This window comes from Bradyrhizobium elkanii USDA 76 (assembly GCF_023278185.1).
Lineage (GTDB): Bacteria > Pseudomonadota > Alphaproteobacteria > Rhizobiales > Xanthobacteraceae > Bradyrhizobium > Bradyrhizobium elkanii.
On the sequence record NZ_CP066356.1, the window covers coordinates 2,196,696 to 2,211,036 of the forward strand.

Below are 14,341 nucleotides of genomic sequence, written 5' to 3' on the forward strand. Positions count from 1 at the left end.
CGACCGGGCGATCCAGTATTCCAGAGACATTCGTGCTTGAGCCGCGACGCCGCGGCGTACTGGATGCCCCGCTTGAAGCGGGGCATGACAGCGGAATGCGACGAAGCCGCTGCACGCAACTCTCTCACCGTCATCCTGAGGAGCGCGCTCTTGCGCGCGTCTCGAAGGATCGACGGCCACACTCGGGCCGCGCACCCTTCGAGGCTCGCTCACGCTCGCACCTCCAGCGACAATGGCTACGCCATTGCGCGGGGGTGACGGGTCGAACAGGTGGGCATCGGCGCGGAGGTGACGGCGACAGACCTGTTTGCCCTCGCCCGCAATCACCCGCCCAAGAAATCCGCAGCAAAAGTTCCCCGTTTTCACTTTGCTTTCGTTTTTGGTTGTGATTTACTCCAATCCGAAAGTAAAACCGTCAAAGCGAAGGCGGTTGCCGGGGGAAGCGTTCTTTGGACCGAATTTACGACCTCGCCATCATTGGAGGCGGCGTTAATGGCTGCGGCATCGCGCGCGATGCGGCGGGCCGGGGTAACTCTGTTTTCCTCTGTGAAATGAATGACTTGGCCAGCGGAACGTCGTCCTGGTCGACCAAGCTCGTGCATGGCGGTCTGCGCTATCTCGAATATTACGAGTTTCGTCTGGTGCGCGAGGCGCTGATCGAGCGCGAAATCCTCTGGCAGATCGCGCCCCACATCATTCGGCCGCTGCGTTTCGTTTTGCCGCACCACGCCGGCCTGCGTCCGGCCTGGCTGCTGCGGCTCGGCCTCTTCCTCTATGACCATATCGGCGGCCGGCATTTGCTGCCGGCGACGCGCTCGGTCGATCTGACGCGCGACGTGGTCGGCAAGCCGCTGATCCCGGGCCGCTACACCAAGGGCTTCGAATATTCCGACTGCTTCGTCGACGACGCCCGGCTGGTGGCGTTGACCGCGCGCGATGCCGCCGACCGCGGCGCCGAGATCCGCACCCGCACCCGCGCGGTCGAGATCAGGCAGGTCGACGGCGTCTGGCACGTCACGGTCGAGGACAGCGTCACGGGTGCCCGCGACACGATCCAGTCACGCGTGCTGGTCAATGCCGGCGGTCCCTGGGTCGAACAGGTCCTGGCCTCGGGCGCCGGCGTCAACGCGCGCGCCAAGGTGCGCCTCGTGCAGGGCTCGCACATCGTGGTGCCGAAGCTCTACGACCACGACCGTGCCTACATCTTCCAGAATGCCGACGGCCGCATCATCTTCGTCATTCCCTATCAGGACGACTTCTCGCTGATCGGCACCACCGATCGCGACTATGACGGCGATCCGGCCAAGGTGAAGGCGACGCAGGAGGAGATCGAATATCTCTGCGCGTCCGCCAGCGCGTATCTCGCCAAGCCGGTGAAGCCCGAGGACGTGGTCTGGAATTACTCCGGCGTGCGTCCGCTCTATGACGACGGCGCGAGCGAAGCCAAGGCCGCGACCCGCGACTATGTGTTCGAGCTCGATACGCCCGGCGGTGCGCCCTTACTGTCGATCTATGGCGGCAAGATCACGACCTATCGCCGCCTCTCCGAAGAGGCGCTGGAGCGGCTGTCGCCTTATCTCCGCGGCACAAAGGCGCAGGAGGGCTGGACCGGCAAGGCGCCGCTGCCCGGCGGCGACATGGATGTATCTGCGGTCGCGGCGCTGAGCGCCGAATTGATCCGCAACTATCCGTTTCTCGCGCAATCGCACGCCAATCGTCTCGCCCATGCCTATGGCACGCGCGCCAGCAAAGTCTTGGGCGACGCAACATCGACGGCCGATCTCGGCCGGTCCTTCGGCGCCACCTTGACGGAAAGCGAAGTCAGGTACCTGATGGCGAACGAATGGGCTCGGACTGCGGACGATGTCGTCTGGCGACGATCCAAGCTGGGCTTGCGGATGACGGCGGGTGAAATCGCCGCGCTCGACGAGTGGATGCTCGCCAACCGCGTGTCCGGTGAACGTCCCCTCCGCGAAGCGGGAGGACGGGCATGAGCGTCACACTGCAGAATGTCACGCGAACCGTGGACGGCATTCCGACCATCCGCGATGTGTCGCTGACGCTGGAGCGTGGCACGCTGAGCGTGCTGCTCGGGCCGACGCTGTCGGGCAAGACCTCGATCATGCGGCTGCTCGCCGGCCTCGACAAGCCGACCACCGGCCGCGTGCTGGTCGACGGCAAGGACGTCACCGGCGCCGACGTGCGGCAGCGTTCGGTCGCGATGGTCTATCAGCAGTTCATCAACTATCCCTCGCTGACGGTCTACGAGAACATCGCCTCGCCGCTGCGCGTGCAGGGCAAGCCGCGCGCCGAGATCGAGCGGCGGGTGGCGGAAGCGGCCAGCCTGTTGCGGCTCGAGCCGTTCCTGAAGCGCACGCCGCTGCAACTCTCCGGCGGCCAGCAGCAGCGCACCGCGATCGCGCGGGCGCTGGTCAAGGGCGCCGACCTCGTGCTGCTCGACGAGCCGCTCGCCAATCTCGACTACAAGCTGCGCGAGGAGCTGCGTGCCGAGCTGCCGCGCATCTTCGAGGCCTCCGGCGCGATCTTCGTCTACGCCACCACCGAACCGTCGGAAGCGCTGCTGCTCGGCGGCGACACGGTCTGCATGTGGCAGGGCAAGGCGCTGCAAACCGGCGCGACGCCGAAGGTCTACCGCCATCCCGACACGCTGCGTGTCGCGCAGGTGTTCTCCGATCCGCCGCTCAACATCATCGGCATCGAGAAGAAGGGCGCGCAAGTGATCTATGCCGGCGGCGAGCAGGCGCCCGCGGCCGGCCTCTATGCCAATCTGCCCGATGGCCGCTACCGGACCGGCTTCCGCGCGCACCAGCTCGAGGTCGGGAATGTCGCGGCCGGCCGCCACAAATTTTCCGCCGCGGTGACGGTGACCGAGATCACCGGGTCGGAGAGCTTTGTGCATGTCCATGTCCACGGCTCGAACTGGGTCGCGGTGCTGCACGGCGTGCACGAATATGAACCCGGGCAGGTGCTCGACGCCGCGCTCGATCCGGACAACATCTTCGTGTTCGACGCGGCCGACCGCCTTGTCGCGTCGCCCGCGACCGCGTTTTCGGGCAACGTGCATCGCAGTGCGCGTGCAGCAAACGCGTCAGCCGGCAACGGCAAGTGAGGGAGATGCTTCATGGCCCGCATTGACCTCGTCGATCTCGCGCACTCCTACGGCGGCAACGACGCGCCGCAGGAATCCTTTGCGCTGAAGCCGGTCACCATGACCTGGCGGCAGGGCGGCGCCTACGCGCTGCTCGGGCCGTCCGGCTGCGGCAAGACCACGCTGCTCAACCTGATCTCCGGCATCGTGACGCCGTCGCGCGGAAAGATCCTGTTCGACGGCCGTGACATCACGCCGCTGTCGACGCAGAAGCGCAACATCGCGCAGGTGTTCCAGTTCCCGGTGATCTACGACACCATGACGGTCGGCCAGAACCTGGCCTTCCCGCTGAAGAATCGCGGCGTCGCCAAGGCCGAGGTCGACGCGCGGGTCAGGCAGATCGCCGACCTGCTCGACCTCACGCCCTATCTCAAGCGCAAGGCGACGCGGCTCACCGCCGACGCCAAGCAGAAGATCTCGCTCGGCCGCGGCCTGGTGCGCTCCGACGTCGCGGCCGTCCTGTTCGACGAACCGCTGACGGTGATCGATCCCGAGCTGAAATGGCAGCTGCGCTCCAAGCTGAAGGCGCTGCATCGCGAGCTCGACCTCACGATGATCTACGTCACCCACGACCAGACCGAGGCGCTGACCTTCGCCGACACCGTCGTCGTGATGCATGACGGCCGCGTGGTGCAGAGCGGCACGCCGGCCGAATTGTTCGACAAGCCGGCGCACACCTTCGTCGGCTATTTCATCGGCTCGCCCGGCATGAACATTGTGCCCGCCGAGGTCAGTGGTCACGAGGCGCGGATCGACGGCCATGTCATCGGCCTGCATCGAAACTATGGTGTGCTGCCTGCGGGCAAGAAGATCGAGATCGGCGTGCGGCCGGAATTCGTCGATGTCGCGGCACCGGCGTCAGGGTTGCTGTCGGCCACCATCGAGCGGATCGACGATCTCGGCCGCATCCAGTTCGCCCGCGTGCGGGTTGGCGATACCAAATTCGCCGCGCGCGTGCCGCCGGGCTTCTCGGTCTCCGGCAACACCGCCGGGCTGATCTTCAATCCCGCGCATGTCCACGTCTATGCCGACAGCCATTTGGTGGAGGGGGTCGCCTGATGGACAAGACGGTCAACCAAAAAGCCTGGTTCCTGGTGCTGCCGGTGTTCCTGGTGGTGGCGTTCTCGGCGGTGCTGCCGCTGATGACCGTCGTGAACTATTCGATGCAGGACACCTTCGGCAACAACCAGTTCTTCTGGAACGGTGTCGGCTGGTTCAAGGAGCTGCTCGATCCATCGACCGATCTCGGCGGCCGCTTCCTGGCCTCGCTCGGCCGCAACCTGTTCTTCTCCGCCGTGATCCTCGCGATCGAGGTGCCGCTCGGCATCATCGTCGCGCTGTCGATGCCGCGGGAGGGCTGGGGCGTCGCGGCCTGCCTCGTCATCCTCGCCTTGCCGCTGCTGATTCCGTGGAACGTGGTCGGCACCATCTGGCAGATCTTCGGCCGGCCCGATATCGGCCTGCTCGGCTATGTGCTGAACCACCTCGGCCTCAACTACAATTACGTGTCCAACGAGGTCGACGCCTGGGTCACGGTGATCGTGATGGACGTCTGGCACTGGACCAGCCTCGTCGCGCTGCTCTGCTACGCCGGCCTGAAGTCGATCCCCGACGCCTATTACCAGGCGGCGCAGATCGACGGCGCCTCGCGCTGGGCGGTGTTCAAGGCGATCCAGCTGCCGAAGATGAACCGCGTGCTGCTGATCGCGGTGCTGCTGCGCTTCATGGACAGCTTCATGATCTATACCGAGCCGTTCGTGGTCACCGGCGGCGGCCCCGGCAATTCGACGACCTTCGTCTCGATCGAGCTCGTCAAGATCGCGCTCGGCCAGTTCGATCTCGGCAAGGCCGCGGCGCTGTCGCTGGTCTACAATTTGATCATCCTGATCGTGTGCTGGGTGTTCTACACCGTGATGGTCAATGCCGGCTCCGAGCGTCCGGCCAAGGAAGGAGCGGCGTGATGCATTCGATCCCCGGCCGCCGCCTGATCATGGCGCTGTTCCTGATCTTCCTGCTGTTGCCGATCTACTGGCTCGTCAACATGAGCTTCAAGACCAACGCCGAGATCGTCTCGACGATGACGCTGTGGCCGCACACGCCGACGCTGCAGCACTACAAGCGCATCTTCACCGACGAGAGCTGGTATTCCGGCTACATCAATTCGCTCGAATACGTCGTGCTCAACACCATCATCTCGATCGCGGTGGCGCTGCCGGCGGCCTATGCGTTCTCGCGCTACCGCTTCCTTGGCGACAAGCACCTGTTCTTCTGGCTGCTGTCGAACCGCATGGCGCCGGCGGCGGTCTACGCGCTGCCGTTCTTCAACCTCTATTCGGCGATCGACCTGTTCGATACGCCGTGGGCGGTCGCGCTCGCGCACTGCATCTTCAATGTGCCGCTGGCGGTGTGGATCCTCGAAGGCTTCGTCTCCGGCGTGCCGCGCGAGATCGACGAGACCGCGTTCCTCGATGGCTATTCGTTCCCGCGCTTCTTCATCAAGATCCTGGTGCCGCTCATCGCAAGCGGCATCGGCGTCGCCGCCTTCTTCTGCTTCATGTTCTCCTGGGTCGAGCTGCTGCTCGCGCGCACGCTGACCTCGGTGCAGGCCAAGCCGATCGCGGCGATCATGACGCGCACGGTCTCGGCGGCCGGCATGGACTGGGGCCTGCTCGCCGCCGCCGGCGTGCTCACCATCATTCCGGGCGCGCTGGTGATCTGGTTCGTCCGCAACTACATCGCGCGCGGCTTCGCGCTCGGCCGGGTCTAGGAGGCGATCATGGAATCCATCGCATGGATGGCCTGGACGCTGCCGACCGCGATCTTCTTCGTGCTGCTGGCCTCGACGCTCGGCGTGATGACCTGGCTCGCGGCTGTCTATCCCGAGGCCGAGCGGGTCGGCGTGCTGCGCATCCCGACCACGCGCGGCGATCGTTTGTTCATTTCGCTGGTGCTGGCGGCGGTGATCCACCTGGTGTGGATCGGCCTCGTCGGCACCGATCCGATCCTCACCCTGCCGATCGGCGAGGGCGTGGAAATTTCGAGCCTGTGGCTCGCAACGCTGATTTCGCTTCTTTCAGCCGTGGCGATCTTTCGCACCGTCTGACGAAAGCGAAGAAGAGCAGATCCGGGGTCTACCCGGGCCTGGGGTTTTGTTTGTCGCTGCAACCGGAGGAATCATAATGCGACATTTGAGAACGACAAAGGATAGTCTTTTGACTATGACCAGCGCCGCCGCGCTGATCGCAGCCTCGCTCGCGGTCGCCACGCCGGCCCGCGCCGCCGACGATGCCGTGATCCAGAAGTGGATCGCGGAATTCCAGCCCTCGACGCTGTCGAAGGAAGACCAGAAGAAGGAGCTCGAGTGGTTCGCCAAGGCCGCCGAACCCTTCAAGGGCATGGAGATCAACGTCGTCTCGGAAACGATCACGACGCACGAATATGAATCGCAGACGCTGGCCAAGGCGTTCTCCGAACTGACCGGCATCAAGCTCAAGCACGACATCATCCAGGAAGGTGACGTCGTCGAGAAGCTGCAGACCCAGATGCAGTCGGGCAAGAACGTCTATGACGGCTGGATCAACGACTCCGACCTGATCGGCACCCACTTCCGCTACGGCCAGACCATCATCCTGTCGGACTACATGAAGGGTGAGGGCAAGGACGTCACCGACCCGATGCTCGACGTCGACGACTTCATCGGCAAGTCGTTCACCACGGCGCCGGACGGCAAGCTCTACCAGCTGCCCGACCAGCAGTTCGCGAATCTCTATTGGTTCCGCTATGACTGGTTCACCAACCCCGAGTACAAGGCCAAGTTCAAGGCCAAGTATGGCTATGAGCTCGGCGTGCCCGTGAACTGGTCGGCCTATGAGGATATCGCCGAGTTCTTCACCAACGACATCAAGGAGATCAACGGCGTCAAGATCTACGGCCATATGGACTATGGCAAGAAGGATCCCTCGCTCGGCTGGCGGTTCACCGACGCCTGGCTGTCGATGGCCGGCAACGGCGACAAGGGTATCCCGAACGGCCTGCCGGTCGACGAGTGGGGCATCCGCATGGAAGGCTGCCGCCCGGTCGGCTCCTCGGTCGAGCGTGGTGGCGACACCAACGGCCCGGCCGCGGTCTACTCGATCACCAAATATCTCGACTGGCTGAAGAAGTATGCCCCGCCGCAGGCCCAGGGCATGACCTTCTCGGAAGCAGGTCCGGTGCCGGCGCAGGGCAACATCGCCCAGCAGATGTTCTGGTACACCGCCTTCACCGCCGACATGGTGAAGCCGGGCATCGCCGTGATGAACGCGGACGGTACGCCGAAGTGGCGTATGGCTCCGTCGCCGCACGGCGCTTACTGGAAGGAAGGCATGAAGCTCGGCTATCAGGACGCCGGCTCCGTGACGCTCCTGAAGTCGACCCCGCCGGATCGCCGCAAGGCAGCCTGGCTCTATCTGCAGTTCATCATCTCCAAGTCGGTGTCGCTGAAGAAGAGCCATGTCGGTCTCACCTTCATCCGTGAGTCCGATATCTGGGACAAGTCGTTCACCGAGCGTGCGCCGAAGCTCGGCGGCCTGATCGAGTTCTACCGCTCGCCCGCGCGCGTGCAGTGGACTCCGACCGGCAACAACGTGCCCGACTATCCGAAGCTCGCGCAGCTGTGGTGGCAGAACATCGGCGATGCGTCGTCCGGTACCAAGACGCCGCAGCAGGCGATGGACGCGCTGGCCGCGGCCCAGGATTCGGTGATGGAGCGTCTTGAGAAGTCCGGTGTGCAGGGCGCCTGCGGACCGAAGCTGAACAAGAAGGAATCCGCCGAGTTCTGGTACAAGAAGGCCGAGAAGGACGGCACCATCGCTCCGCAGCGCAAGCTCGCGAACGAGAAGCCGAAGGGCGAGACGATCGACTACGACACGCTGATCAAGTCGTGGCCGGCCAACCCGCCGAAGCGCGCCGAAGCGAAGTAAGGCGTACCAGCCCACGCCATCCGAAGACGACGAAAGGCCGGGAGCGATCCCGGCCTTTTGGTTTTCTCCGCTGTCATCGCCCGGCTTGACCGGGCGATCCAGTACGCCGCGGCGTCGCGATCAATCGCTGGCGTCTCTGGAATACTGGATGCCCCGCCTTCGCGGGGCATGACAGTCTTTGGTCCACCTTACTCCGCCGCCTCGGTCGCCTTCAGCGTCGGATAGTCGGTGTAGCCCTTGGCGCCGCCGCCGTAGAAGGTCGCCTTGTCCCACTCGTTGAGCGGCGCGCCGGCCTTGAGCCGCTCGACCAGGTCGGGGTTGGAGATGAACGGCTTGCCGAACGCGATCAGGTCGGCCGCGCCGGCCTCCAGCACTTTCTCCGCCAGCGCGAAGTCGTAGCCGTTGTTGGCGACATAGGCCTGCTTGAAGCGCTTGCGCAGCGAGGCGTAATCGAACGGCGCGATATCGCGCGGGCCGCCGGTCGCGCCCTCGACGACATGGAGATAGGTCAGCTTCAGCGCGCTGAGCTGGTCGACGATGTAGTCGAACAGCGCTTGCGGATTGGAGTCGGTGATGTCGTTGGCCGGCGTCACCGGCGAGATCCGGATGCCGGTGCGATCGGCGCCGGCCACGATGGCGACCGCCTTGGACACGTCCAGCATCAGCTTGGCACGGTTCTCGATTCCGCCGCCATAAGCGTCGGTGCGCTTGTTGGTGCCGTCGCGGGCGAACTGGTCGAGCAAATAGCCGTTGGCGCCGTGGATCTCGACGCCGTCGAAGCCGGCCGCCAGCGCATTCGCCGTGCCGCGCTTGAAGTCCTCGATGATCCCCGGAATCTCCGACAGTTCGAGCGCGCGCGGCTCGGAGACATCGGCAAACGTGCCGTTGACGAAGGTCTTGGTCTTGGCCTTGATGGCGCTCGGCGCCACCGGTGCGCCGCCGTTCGGCTGCAGTGCGACATGCGAGATGCGTCCGACATGCCAGAGCTGGATGAAGATGCGGCCGCCGCGCTCATGCACGCGATCGGTGACCTTGCGCCAGCCCTCGACCTGTTCCTTCGAATAGATGCCGGGCGTGTCCTGATAGCCCTGGCCCTGCTGCGAGACCTGGCTCGCCTCGGTGATCAGAAGGCCGGCGGAGGCGCGCTGGCCGTAATAGTCCACCGCGAGCGGGCTCGGCACCATGCCGGGCGGCACCGCGCGGTTGCGCGTCAGTGGCGCCATCACCAGGCGGTTCGGCAGCGTCAGCGGGCCGAGCTTGTAGGGCTCGAGAAGTTTGGTCGATTGGCTCATGTAAATGTTCCAGAGAATGACTGATGGAGGAGAATTGTGCATTGCCGCGACGAGCGCAATGCCCGAGGCATTCGCGCTCCGCAGGCTAGCTGCGCACAATTCCGCCCATGTGGCCGGCATCGAGAAACAGGGTGTGCGCGTTCACGTAGGAGGATTCATTCGAAATCAGGAACAGCGCAGTATAGGCGACCTCCCAGCCGGTGCCCTGACGGCCGAAAGGCACTGTCACGGCGCGGTCCGATCGCCTGCGGCTGGCGTCGCGGCCCATCGGCGTGTCCATGAAGCCGGGCGCGATCACATTGCAGCGAATGCCCTTGTCCTCGCCGGCCCGCGCGATCGCCCGCCCCAGCGCGATCTGCGCCGCCTTGGATGATTCATAGGCCGGGTTGCGGCCGCCGGCGCGCTGGCTCGCCATCGACGAGATCAGGATGATCGCGCCGCCCGGCGCCATCACCTCCAGCGCTTTCTGCGCGAACAGCATGTGGCTGCGCACATTGACGGCATAGTCGCGGTCCCAGGCTTCGGCGGTCATCTTGGGCAGTGACAGGCCGGAGGAGATGCCGACATTGAGCGCCAGCCCATCGAGCCCGCCGAGCCTTTGCGCGCAGCGTTCGACCGCGGGCACGATCGCCGCGACGTCGGAGACATCGACCACATCGGTGAAGGCCTTGCCGCCTTCCTTGGTGATCTGCGCGACGGTGTCGTCGGCCGCGTCCTTGTTGACGTCGAGGCAGGCGACCGACGCGCCCTCGCGCGCGAACAGCACGCTCATGGCGCGGCCATTGCCGATCGGCGGCGCTTCATCGACGGTTGTGCGCTGTCCCGCGCCGACCACGATGATGCGCCGCCCGGCGAGGCGGCTGTGGTTCTTCGCCAGCCCCAGCGCTTCGGCATGCAGCGAGGCGGACGGATCGATGGCTTTCGGTGCGTGGGTTGTGGTCGACATGGCGTGCTCCCTGACGTCTTGTTGTTGTCAGGGAGCAGTAGCACGGGCGAGGGCGTGAAGCGAAAATCCCGTCGCGGGGAATATCGATCACCCCGACCCTTGTAAGTCCTCATCCTGAGGAGCCGCGAAGCGGCGTCTCGAAGGATGCGGCCCGAGTGGAGCCTCATGGTTCGAGACGCGCGAAGACGCGCTCCTCACCATGAGGGACGAAGCGCGTCAGCTCACGCCGAGGAAATCACGCTTGCCGATCTCGACACCATTGTGGCGCAGGATGTCGTGTGCGGTCACGGCGTGGAAGTAGAAGTTCGGGAACGAGAACGCGCTGAGGAATTGCTGGCCCTTCAGGGTCATGGTGCGATCGGGACCGATCGGGAAGGTGACGTCCCTGGCGTCGGCGCCGTCGAACTGCGCCGGCTTGAACGACTTCACATAGTCGATGGTCTTGGCGAGCCGCTGCTTCAGTTCACCGAAGCTCTTCTCGGTGTCGGGCGTTGACGGCACCTCGCTATGGGTCAGTCGCGCACAGCCCCGTGCGGCGTGATCGCAGACCAGCTGCACCTGCTTGGTCAGCGGCAGCATGTCGGGATAGAGCCGCGATCCCAGTAGCACCTCGGGCGCGATCTTCTTCGCCTCGCAATGCGCCTCGGCCTTGGTCAGCTCGCCGGTGAGGCTGTTGAGGATCTGCAGGTAGGCGGGGACGACGGCGTCATGAAAGGACATGTGATGCTCCCTGTTCTGATGAAATCCGGATGTTGCCGAACGGCGATGCTGCAAATGGGGCGGCAAGGGGAAGAATACAACTGCGGGCGGCTGTAACACTTGGTCAAATGTTCTGTATGCGACCTCCGAAGCCCGTCATCCCGAGATCTGCTGGTCGGTTGACCGGTCGCCAGTGCCGTCAAGAGGGATCACGATCCTCGCCATTGATGAGGATCAATAGGACGGCGGGCTTGGGGCGGCAGATTGACCGAACCGATGATCGTTCAGGCAAAGGTCCGGATACGCGGGTATCCGGCATGATCAACGCCAACACCGGTCGACGACGATCGACCTCGAGCCAATGCTGACAAGGACCCGTTTCGCTCCGGAAGAGAAGCAGCTGCTGCTTCGCTTCTGGCAGAGCGCCTCCGGATATTGGCGAGGCTCATCGGGCTGGCTCGGCTGGTTTCTGGTGGTCCTGCTGATCGCGAACGTCATCCTGCAACTTCTGACCCAATACGGATTGAACTTCTGGAACCGCGACTTCTTTAATGCGGTTGAACAAAAAAATCAGCCGGAGCTCATCCATCAGGCGTTGCGGTTTGTTCCGCTCGCGGGGGCCAGCATCGCACTGGACGTAAGCTCGGTGTGGGTACGCATGACCTTGCAGCGCTCATGGCGCGCGTGGTTGAGCAGCCGACTCTACGACTACTGGCTCAAGGATGACCGCTACAAGAGGCTGCGCTTCATACCAGGAGACAGCGAGGCTCCCGAGTATCGCATCGCTGAAGATGCCAAGGTTGCAACCGACCTGCCGATCGACCTCGCGGTCGGCCTGCTGCAGTCGCTGCTCACGATCGCAACCTTCATTGGCGTGCTCTGGTCGGTGGGCGGCGGATTGACAATTCATGTTGGCGGCTTCGCCCTGCTTGTTCCCGGCTACCTCGTGGTTGCGGTGATCGCGTATTCGTCACTGCTCGCGACCTTTATTTGGCTGGCTGCCGGTCGACTGACCCGCGTCATCGAAGAAAACAAGCGCATGGAAGCCGAACTGAGGGCGATCGGGACGCATCTACGGGAGAGCGGCGAAGGAAAGGTGACGCTTGCGGCCAACACAGATGGCCGACATGTCATCGGCGCGGCCCTGAAGGCCGTGATCCACGTCTGGCGCATCTATTGCTGGCAACTGATGCGAATGACGCTCGTGACCTATACCAGTCTTCTGATCACCCCGGTCATCGGCCTTCTGCTGTGCCTTCCAAAGTATCTCGCCGGCATGATGACGCTCGGCGAAGTGGTCCAGGCGTCGGCTGCGTTCGTTGTCGTGCAGACCGCGTTCAATTGGTTTACGGACAATTATGCCAAGCTCGCAGAGTGGGCCGCTTCGGCGAACAGGGTCGCATCACTCCTGCTCGCATTGGACCAGGATCAGCCGCCCACGCCATGAGGCGACACTTGCGGCTCACCCGCGCATCTGACGTCACAGCGCGCTGAGACGGTTACGATGATATTTCATCGCGTCGGCAGTGCCGCGGCATCGGCGGCCGGCTGCGTCCGACCGCCGCCGCGCATCCGCGCCAGGAGCTCGGCGGTCGGCCAGGAATCCGCCGGCAGCCCGTATTTCATCTGCATCGCCTTCACCGCGCTGCGGCTTGCCTGTCCGAGCACGCCATCGATCTTGCCGACGTCGTAGCCGGCACGCGCCAGCAATCCCTGCAACTCCTTGATCTCGCCAAACGGCAATTGCGCGACCGGCGCGTGCGGCCGCTGCATCGGCGGTGCGCCCGCGATGCGGCCGGCGAGATAGCCGGCGGTGGTGGAATAGATCAGCGAGTTGTTCCATTCGGTGTAGGCGGCGAAGTTCGCATAGGCGAGGAACGCCGGACCCATCCGGCCCATCGGCAGCAGCAGCGAGGCCGGCATCTCGTCATTGGCGAGCGGTTTGCCATCGGTCGAGGTAACGCCAAGCGACACCCATTTCGAGCGCGGCAGCTTGATGGTGAGGTCGGCCTGGTCCCAAGGGAAATTTGCCGCCTGCGGCACGCGCACCTCCTGCAGCCACGGCTCGCCGCGCCGCCACTTCAATCCGGTGGCGATGTAGTTCGCGGTCGAGCCGATCACGTCGGGGCCGCTTTGCAGGAGATTGCGATGGCCGTCGCCGTCATAGTCGACCGCGTAGTTGAAATAGTGCGTCGGCAAGAATTGCGTCTGGCCGAGCTCGCCGGCCCATGAGCCGATCATCTCGTCGGGCGTCAGGTCGCCGCGCTCGATGATCTTCAGCGCGGCGATGGTCTCGCCCTGGAACATTTCGGAGCGGCGGCAATCATAGGCCAGCGACACCAGCGATTTCAGCGTCGGCAGATTGCCCATCTGGACGCCGAAATCGCTCTCCAGTCCCCAGAACGCGGCGATCACCGCCGGCGGCACGCCATACTCCTTCTCGGCGCGCGCGAACGCGGCGGCATAGGTCCGGATGTATTGCTGGCCCTGCTGCATGCGATAGTTCGCGGCCATGCGGCCCGCGAACTGGGTGAAGATCTGCCCGAACACGCGCTGGCCGCGGTCGCGGTTGACGATGCCCTGGTCGTAGATCAGGTAAGGCGCGGCCTCCGCCATCGTGCGCTGCGAGACGCCGGCGGCGACCGCCTTCTGCTTCAGCTCGGCGAGGAAGCGATCGAAGTTTTGCCCGTTGTGGCAGGACGCAGCTCGCGGCGAAGCGACGGCGGCCGGGCGCGGCCTGACTGGCGCGGGATTCAAGGGGCTGGGCAGCGGCTGCTGCGCCGAGGCGAGGGTAGAGAGCGCCAGCGCCCCCGCGATCGCTGCGATCATGATCGGGGCGCGGAGGGGAGAGGCTGGCATCGATGTCACCGGCTGGAAAAAAGAGGAATTGATGCCCGATCTGCATACACCAGGGCGACACCGGGCAACAACGGGGTAGCGCCGGGCGCGACCTCGCCACCGAGGCGCGGAAGCGCCGCCCCGGTCTCCGCGTCTTCTTCACATCGGGCTATACCGATGACGCCATCGACCAGGAAGGCAAGCTCGAGCAGGGCATCCTGTTCCTGGCAAAACCCTACAGCCGCGCCGAGCTCGCCCGCATGTTGCGCGTCGCGCTGCGCGGGGACGAAGCGGCGATCGCACAAGAGCCGGCGGCGTAGCGAAAGATCGTAGCCCGCATGAGCGAAGCGACATGCGGGACCGACCCCGCATATCGCTTCGCTCATGCGGGCTACCGATCGCCGCGACACATAACCAATCGTTAACCCCCGCCGCG

14 protein-coding genes are annotated in these 14,341 nt (G+C 64.5%); 9 read left to right on the forward strand and 5 right to left on the reverse strand.

Annotation, left to right across the window (positions count from 1 at the left end; translation table 11 throughout):
- Nucleotides 1–270 precede the first annotated feature (270 nt).
- The 8 genes from JEY66_RS10585 to JEY66_RS10620 all read left to right on the forward strand — a co-directional run bounded on the left by JEY66_RS10585 (nucleotide 271) and on the right by JEY66_RS10620 (nucleotide 8,130).
- Nucleotides 271–555: a hypothetical protein gene (locus JEY66_RS10585; RefSeq protein ID WP_162136730.1), complete on the forward strand. Its 285-nt coding sequence runs from the start codon at nucleotides 271–273 to the stop codon at nucleotides 553–555.
- Nucleotides 450–1,994: a glycerol-3-phosphate dehydrogenase gene (gene glpD / locus JEY66_RS10590; protein ID WP_026193267.1), complete on the forward strand. Its 1,545-nt coding sequence runs from the start codon at nucleotides 450–452 to the stop codon at nucleotides 1,992–1,994. The genes JEY66_RS10585 and glpD overlap by 106 nt, the downstream gene beginning before the upstream one ends.
- Entirely contained in the window at nucleotides 1,991–3,130 is a 1,140-nt protein-coding gene (locus JEY66_RS10595; protein ID WP_018273400.1) for an ABC transporter ATP-binding protein, read from the forward strand. The genes glpD and JEY66_RS10595 overlap by 4 nt, the downstream gene beginning before the upstream one ends.
- A 12-nt stretch (nucleotides 3,131–3,142) precedes the next feature.
- Nucleotides 3,143–4,228, forward strand: coding sequence for an ABC transporter ATP-binding protein (locus tag JEY66_RS10600; protein WP_018273399.1), 1,086 nt, complete (start codon nucleotides 3,143–3,145; stop codon nucleotides 4,226–4,228).
- Nucleotides 4,228–5,130: a carbohydrate ABC transporter permease gene (locus JEY66_RS10605; RefSeq protein ID WP_018273398.1), complete on the forward strand. Its 903-nt coding sequence runs from the start codon at nucleotides 4,228–4,230 to the stop codon at nucleotides 5,128–5,130. The genes JEY66_RS10600 and JEY66_RS10605 overlap by 1 nt, the downstream gene beginning before the upstream one ends.
- A complete protein-coding gene (locus JEY66_RS10610) occupies nucleotides 5,130–5,936 on the forward strand; it encodes a carbohydrate ABC transporter permease (protein WP_026193266.1) in 807 nt (268 codons plus the stop codon). The genes JEY66_RS10605 and JEY66_RS10610 overlap by 1 nt, the downstream gene beginning before the upstream one ends.
- 9 nt (nucleotides 5,937–5,945) lie before the next feature.
- Entirely contained in the window at nucleotides 5,946–6,272 is a 327-nt protein-coding gene (locus JEY66_RS10615) for a DUF2160 domain-containing protein (protein WP_016846242.1), read from the forward strand.
- A gap of 115 nt (nucleotides 6,273–6,387) precedes the next feature.
- The gene (locus JEY66_RS10620) at nucleotides 6,388–8,130 is read left to right on the forward strand and encodes an ABC transporter substrate-binding protein (protein ID WP_016846243.1); all 1,743 of its coding nucleotides are present in this window, start codon (nucleotides 6,388–6,390) and stop codon (nucleotides 8,128–8,130) included.
- A gap of 188 nt (nucleotides 8,131–8,318) precedes the next feature.
- Here the strand turns inward: JEY66_RS10620 and JEY66_RS10625 are convergent, their stop codons facing one another.
- The 3 genes from JEY66_RS10625 to JEY66_RS10635 form a co-directional block, all read right to left on the reverse strand.
- Entirely contained in the window at nucleotides 8,319–9,422 is a 1,104-nt protein-coding gene (locus JEY66_RS10625) for an alkene reductase (RefSeq protein ID WP_018273397.1), read from the reverse strand.
- 85 nt (nucleotides 9,423–9,507) lie between these two features.
- On the reverse strand, nucleotides 9,508–10,368 hold the full coding sequence (locus JEY66_RS10630; protein ID WP_018273396.1) for an SDR family NAD(P)-dependent oxidoreductase: 861 nt from the start codon (nucleotides 10,366–10,368) through the stop codon (nucleotides 9,508–9,510).
- A gap of 216 nt (nucleotides 10,369–10,584) precedes the next feature.
- Nucleotides 10,585–11,088, reverse strand: coding sequence for a DUF1993 domain-containing protein (locus JEY66_RS10635; protein WP_018273395.1), 504 nt, complete (start codon nucleotides 11,086–11,088; stop codon nucleotides 10,585–10,587).
- A 340-nt stretch (nucleotides 11,089–11,428) separates the two neighbouring features.
- Between JEY66_RS10635 and JEY66_RS10640 the strand changes: the two genes are divergently transcribed.
- Nucleotides 11,429–12,514 carry an SbmA/BacA-like family transporter gene (locus JEY66_RS10640; RefSeq protein WP_016839750.1) on the forward strand — a complete coding sequence of 362 codons (1,086 nt, stop codon included), beginning with the start codon at nucleotides 11,429–11,431 and terminating at the stop codon, nucleotides 12,512–12,514.
- A 65-nt stretch (nucleotides 12,515–12,579) separates the two neighbouring features.
- Here the strand turns inward: JEY66_RS10640 and JEY66_RS10645 are convergent, their stop codons facing one another.
- Both JEY66_RS10645 and JEY66_RS10650 read right to left on the reverse strand, forming a co-directional pair.
- On the reverse strand, nucleotides 12,580–13,896 hold the full coding sequence (locus JEY66_RS10645) for a lytic murein transglycosylase (protein WP_018273394.1): 1,317 nt from the start codon (nucleotides 13,894–13,896) through the stop codon (nucleotides 12,580–12,582).
- Between the two features lie 35 nt (nucleotides 13,897–13,931).
- Nucleotides 13,932–14,291, reverse strand: coding sequence for a hypothetical protein (locus tag JEY66_RS10650; protein WP_018273393.1), 360 nt, complete (start codon nucleotides 14,289–14,291; stop codon nucleotides 13,932–13,934).
- Between the last annotated feature and the right edge of the window lie 50 nt (nucleotides 14,292–14,341).

What these genes read in the sequence shown, in the direction of transcription:
- JEY66_RS10610 (WP_026193266.1), top strand. Translation starts at nt 5,130, where the DNA reads ATGCATTCGATCCCCGGCCGCCGCCTGATCATGGCGCTGTTCCTGATC.
- JEY66_RS10600 (WP_018273399.1), top strand. Translation starts at nt 3,143, where the DNA reads ATGGCCCGCATTGACCTCGTCGATCTCGCGCACTCCTACGGCGGCAAC.
- JEY66_RS10640 (WP_016839750.1), top strand. Translation starts at nt 11,429, where the DNA reads ATGCTGACAAGGACCCGTTTCGCTCCGGAAGAGAAGCAGCTGCTGCTT.
- JEY66_RS10650 (WP_018273393.1), bottom strand. Translation starts at nt 14,291, where the DNA reads ATGAGCGAAGCGATATGCGGGGTCGGTCCCGCATGTCGCTTCGCTCAT.
- JEY66_RS10635 (WP_018273395.1), bottom strand. Translation starts at nt 11,088, where the DNA reads ATGTCCTTTCATGACGCCGTCGTCCCCGCCTACCTGCAGATCCTCAAC.
- JEY66_RS10605 (WP_018273398.1), top strand. Translation starts at nt 4,228, where the DNA reads ATGGACAAGACGGTCAACCAAAAAGCCTGGTTCCTGGTGCTGCCGGTG.
- JEY66_RS10630 (WP_018273396.1), bottom strand. Translation starts at nt 10,368, where the DNA reads ATGTCGACCACAACCCACGCACCGAAAGCCATCGATCCGTCCGCCTCG.
- JEY66_RS10620 (WP_016846243.1), top strand. Translation starts at nt 6,388, where the DNA reads ATGACCAGCGCCGCCGCGCTGATCGCAGCCTCGCTCGCGGTCGCCACG.
- JEY66_RS10615 (WP_016846242.1), top strand. Translation starts at nt 5,946, where the DNA reads ATGGAATCCATCGCATGGATGGCCTGGACGCTGCCGACCGCGATCTTC.
- JEY66_RS10625 (WP_018273397.1), bottom strand. Translation starts at nt 9,422, where the DNA reads ATGAGCCAATCGACCAAACTTCTCGAGCCCTACAAGCTCGGCCCGCTG.
- JEY66_RS10645 (WP_018273394.1), bottom strand. Translation starts at nt 13,896, where the DNA reads ATGATCGCAGCGATCGCGGGGGCGCTGGCGCTCTCTACCCTCGCCTCG.
- JEY66_RS10595 (WP_018273400.1), top strand. Translation starts at nt 1,991, where the DNA reads ATGAGCGTCACACTGCAGAATGTCACGCGAACCGTGGACGGCATTCCG.